Source organism: Pararhodobacter sp. (assembly GCF_034676075.1).
Taxonomy (GTDB): domain Bacteria; phylum Pseudomonadota; class Alphaproteobacteria; order Rhodobacterales; family Rhodobacteraceae; genus Pararhodobacter.
The window spans coordinates 1-3596 of record NZ_JAUCCQ010000210.1; the positions used below are offsets into that span (position 1 = coordinate 1).

The 3596-nt window shown below is 68.7% G+C and carries 5 protein-coding genes; 3 read left to right on the forward strand and 2 right to left on the reverse strand.

What is annotated here, in order from left to right:
• Positions 1–59: 59 nt before the first annotated feature.
• On the reverse strand, positions 60–560 hold the full coding sequence (locus tag VDQ18_RS23205) for a MarR family winged helix-turn-helix transcriptional regulator (RefSeq protein ID WP_323023224.1): 501 nt from the start codon (positions 558–560) through the stop codon (positions 60–62).
• Here VDQ18_RS23205 and VDQ18_RS23210 point away from each other — a divergent pair.
• Positions 559–876, forward strand: coding sequence for a hypothetical protein (locus VDQ18_RS23210; protein WP_323023225.1), 318 nt, complete (start codon positions 559–561; stop codon positions 874–876). The genes VDQ18_RS23205 and VDQ18_RS23210 overlap by 2 nt on opposite strands.
• Positions 877–878: 2 nt before the next feature.
• Here VDQ18_RS23210 and pyrH read toward each other — a convergent pair whose 3' ends face one another.
• Positions 879–1601, reverse strand: coding sequence for a UMP kinase (gene pyrH, locus VDQ18_RS23215; protein WP_323023226.1), 723 nt, complete (start codon positions 1599–1601; stop codon positions 879–881).
• 139 nt (positions 1602–1740) lie between these two features.
• Here pyrH and miaA point away from each other — a divergent pair, with 139 nt between their 5' ends.
• Complete coding sequence (gene miaA / locus VDQ18_RS23220) at positions 1741–2631, forward strand: tRNA (adenosine(37)-N6)-dimethylallyltransferase MiaA (RefSeq protein ID WP_323023227.1); 891 nt, start codon at positions 1741–1743, stop codon at positions 2629–2631.
• Between the two features lie 128 nt (positions 2632–2759).
• Positions 2760–3593, forward strand: a complete 834-nt coding sequence (locus VDQ18_RS23225; protein WP_323023228.1) for an AraC family transcriptional regulator — start codon at positions 2760–2762, stop codon at positions 3591–3593.
• Positions 3594–3596 lie beyond the last annotated feature (3 nt).

Consider the following 3596-nt stretch of genomic DNA (forward strand, 5'->3'; position numbering starts at 1 on the left):
GCGTTTTAGGGCCTCCTCGGGACTTTGTATAGCGCGCTGACCGGGAAGTGAAGCACGCCTCAGACCCCGGGCCAGCGCAGTCCCGCCAATAGAGTCCGCAGGCTCGCCGCCCCCTCAGGCCCCAGCCGTGCCTCGGCTTCAGCCTGCATTGCCTGCTTGATGGTGACCAGAGCCTCGATCATCGCCATCCCGCGCGCATCGAACGAGACCCTCAGCGCGCGCCGGTCGGCCGGATCGGGATCGAGGCGCACATACTGCCGCGCGGCCAGCGCCCGCACCTTCTCTTGCGCCGCCTGCTTCGAGACGCCGCGCCGCCGCGCCAGCTCGGACAGGCCCAGCCCCCCGGGCCCGATCAGCACCACCAGATCGCTGTCCGCGGGCGTCAGATCCTCGAACCCCGCGCCCGCCAGCCGCCGCAGCATCTCGTCCCGCCAGCCCTCGGCCGCGCCCCACAGATCGGCGCCCAGATGCGGCACCCGGAAGGGATCCATTTCGTCAGGCACCTTGACTAAATCCATTTCGTCATGCACCCTGACGATATTCACCGCGGAGGCTTTCATGTCCACCCCCTACGACCGCTCGCATCTCGACGCGCTGCTCACCGGCCGCACCGCCGACATCGCCGTCCCCACGGGCACGGCCTATTTCTTCTACGGCGCGGATGGCAGCGCGGCCGTCAGCCTGCCCGATGGCACGCGCCGCAAAGGCCACTGGAAACTCAATGACGATTGTTACGAGGCGCAATGGCCCGGCCTACCGCCGGGCCGCACGCAAGTCCTGCCCGGCGCCGATGGCTGGGAAATGCGCGACGCCGCGACCGGCGAACCGAGGGGCCGCGTCATCGCCCTCAGACCCGGCAACCCGCAGGGGCTCTGATTTCAGCCCGAGACGCGGGTATAGGTCCCCTCGCCCGCCAGGATCGAGCGGAAACCGCCCGGCGCGTCCAGCGAGAAGACGATGATCGGCAGCTGGTTGTCCCGGGCGAGCGCAATCGCGGTGGCGTCCATCACGCCGAGGTTCTTCTCCAGCGCCTCGTCGTAGCTGACGACGTCATAGCGCACGGCATCGGGGAATTTCTTGGGGTCCTTGTCGTAGACGCCGTCCACCTTGGTCCCCTTGAACACCCCTTCGCAGCCCATCTCCGAGGCGCGCAGCGTCGCCGCCGTATCGGTGGTGAAATAGGGGTTGCCGGTGCCCGCGGCGAAGATGCAGACGCGCTTTTTCTCCAGGTGGCGGACGGCGCGGCGGCGGATATAGGGCTCGCAGACCTGATCCATCGGGATGGCGCTGATCACGCGGGTGTGGATCCCCAGCGCTTCCAGCTGCGACTGCATGCCGAGCGCGTTCATCACCGTAGCCAGCATCCCCATGTAATCGGCCGTGGTCCGCTCCATCCCCTGGGCCGAGCCGGCGAGGCCGCGGAAGATGTTGCCGCCGCCGATCACCATGCAGATCTCGACGCCCATGTCGTGAACCGCCTTCACTTCCTGGGCGATGCGGGCCACGGTCGGCGGGTGCAACCCGTAACCCTGGTCGCCCATCAGGGCCTCGCCCGAAATCTTCAGCATCACGCGGCGATAGACGGTGGGATTGCGATCCATGGCGGGGCCTTTCCTGGCAGCACGCGGCCCCTGCCGGAAGGCAGGGCCTGGGGCGTTTGAGGGGGGTGGTTACATTCGCGCGCAAAATGTCGGAAAACCCCGGCAGGATCAACGCCTCAATCCGGCCCCGCACCACCTCATGTTCGCCGACCTGCCCCTGCCCGACCCCGCGCGCCCCGTGCTGATCGCCGGCCCCACCGCCAGCGGCAAATCGGCGCTGGCCTTGCACCTCGCCCAGGCGCAGGGACGCAGCGTGGTGAACGCCGATGCGCTGCAGGTGCATGACAGCTGGCGCGTGCTGACCGCCCGCCCCCCGGTCGAGGACGAGGCGTTGGCGCCGCACCGTCTTTACGGCCATGTCGGCCGCGACGATGCCTATTCCGTCGGCCACTGGCTGCGCGAGGTGACGCCGCTGCTGGCGGAAAACCCGGTGATCGTCGGCGGCACCGGCCTCTATTTCCTGGCCCTGACCGAGGGCTTGGCCGAAATCCCGCCGACCCCGCCCGAGATCCGGGCCGAGGCCGACCAACGCCTTGCCGAGCAGGGCCTTGCCGCGCTGCTGGACGAGCTGGACCCCGACAGCCGCGTACGCCTCGACCCGCAGAACCCCGCCCGGGTGCAACGCGCCTGGGAGGTGCTGAAAGCCACCGGCCGCGGCATCGCCGCCTGGCAGGCCGAGACGGGGCCGCCGGTCCTGCCGCTGTCGCAGGCCACCGGGCTGGTGATGATGCCGCGAATCGACTGGCTCAACGCGCGAATCGATGCCCGCTTCGAAACAATGCTGGCCCAGGGCGCCCTGGACGAAGCCCGCGCCGCCCTGCCCCACTGGCCCGCGGATCAGACCCTGCCCACCGCCCCCCTGTGGACAAAAGCCATCGGCGCCCCGGAGCTCATCGCCCATCTCCGGGGCCAGATGTCGTTGGATGAGGCCAGGGACGCCGCAACATTGGCCACGCGGCAATATGCCAAGCGCCAGCGCAGCTGGTTTCGCAAGCGCATGGCCCAATGGTTTCCCGTACTTATCCCCTGACTTGTCCAGAGTCACATTCCTGCAACGGAATGATTCGGAATCGGGCTTTGCTCACGTCCGCGTGTGATTCCCCTTCCTCTGTGTCGTCGCGGTTTCCTAGGCTGAAGATCCGCTGCCACGGAACAACCATGACGATCATTCCCGATACCCCTTCGCGCCTGCGCCTGACGCCGATCTCGCGTCTGGCCGCCGGTGGCCGCTGGCGGGTCGAGGCGATGCGCTCGCTGCGCGAACCGGTTCTGCTGTTCTTCACCCAGGGACAGGGCCGCATCACCATCGCCGGATCGACCCGCGCCTATGGGCCGAACAACACGATCTTCATTCCGCCGGGCGTCATGCACGGCTTCGATTTCGCGCCCCGCGTGCAGGGCTCGGTGGTCTTCTTCGGCCGCAACCACGGACTCGACCTGCCGTCGACGCCGCAGATCCTGCGGCCGCGCGATCCGGTCAGCCAGAAGGAACTGGCCGGGATTCTTGAGGCGATCCAGCGCGAGCTGGAAAGCCACCGCTCGGGCTCGCAAAAGGCCGCGCAGCACCATCTGGGGCTGCTGGGCGTCTGGATCGACCGGCAGCTGGAACGCGACCGCGCGCTGGAGACCCTGCCGCAGCGCCCCGGCGCCGCGCAACGGCTGGCGGCGCGCTATGCGGCGCTGCTGGAACGCGATTTCCGTTCGAACCGGGCGGTGGCGGATTACGCCGAGGCGCTCGGCGTGACGCCGACCCACCTGACCCGCGTCTGCCGCGCCACCTCGGGCAAGGGCGCGCATCAGATCCTGGAGGACCGCATCCTCTTCGAGGCCCGGCGCCTGCTGAGCGAAACGCGGCTGCCGGTCAAGGACGTGGCCGAGATGCTGGGCTTCAATTCCGCCGGCTATTTCACCCGCGCCTTCCAGAAGAACGCGGGCATGACGCCCTCCGGCTTCCGCAAGAAGCCGCAGGCGCCGGTGGTGCCGCGGGACTGAGGC

Bases quoted from the DNA above. Each gene is read 5' to 3' on its own strand.
- VDQ18_RS23210 (WP_323023225.1), top strand. From the start codon at position 559: ATGTCCACCCCCTACGACCGCTCGCATCTCGACGCGCTGCTCACCGGC.
- VDQ18_RS23205 (WP_323023224.1), bottom strand. From the start codon at position 560: ATGAAAGCCTCCGCGGTGAATATCGTCAGGGTGCATGACGAAATGGAT.
- pyrH (WP_323023226.1), bottom strand. From the start codon at position 1,601: ATGGATCGCAATCCCACCGTCTATCGCCGCGTGATGCTGAAGATTTCG.
- miaA (WP_323023227.1), top strand. From the start codon at position 1,741: ATGTTCGCCGACCTGCCCCTGCCCGACCCCGCGCGCCCCGTGCTGATC.
- VDQ18_RS23225 (WP_323023228.1), top strand. From the start codon at position 2,760: ATGACGATCATTCCCGATACCCCTTCGCGCCTGCGCCTGACGCCGATC.